The 502-nt window shown below is 45.4% G+C and carries 1 protein-coding gene; it reads left to right on the top strand.

All coding sequences use genetic code 11. From position 1 onward, the window contains the following. Positions 1 to 500: EF-hand domain-containing protein (locus F0L68_RS46055; RefSeq protein ID WP_223199664.1), on the top strand; the 500-nt coding region annotated here is incomplete at its 5' end. Positions 501 to 502 lie beyond the last annotated feature (2 nt).

The following is a 502-nucleotide window of genomic DNA, read 5'->3' as shown; positions in this document are numbered from 1 at the left end:
ACGGATTCAGTTCTTGTTACAGCCGCCTATCCTTGACGTGCAACATGGATTCCGATGATGAACAAAAGATGGCCATGCTGCGTAAAGCATTCCAGATGTTTGACACCACGAAGTCTGGTTACATCGACGTGCTGAAGATCTCCACCATTCTCAACACAATGGGACAGCTATTCGATGACTCAGAACTTCAAGCACTCATCGATGAAAACGATCCGGAAAACAGTGGGAAGATCAACTTTGATGGCTTCTGTAATATTGCTTCCCATTTCCTTGAAGAGGAAGACGCTGAAGCCATGCAACAAGAACTGAAAGAAGCTTTCAGATTATACGACCGTGAAGGTAACGGTTACATCACCACTTCAACACTGAAAGAGATCCTGGCCGCTCTTGACGATAAACTCAGCAACGCTGATCTTGACGGCATCATTGCTGAAATTGACACTGATGGCTCAGGAACTGTGGACTTTGATGAGTTCATGGAGATGATGACTGGAGACTAAGC

Origin of the sequence: Solihabitans fulvus (genome assembly GCF_008386585.1) — a bacterium.
GTDB classification, from domain to species: Bacteria; Actinomycetota; Actinomycetes; order Mycobacteriales; family Pseudonocardiaceae; genus Solihabitans; species Solihabitans fulvus.
This window is presented reverse-complemented; position numbering and strand designations above follow the sequence as displayed.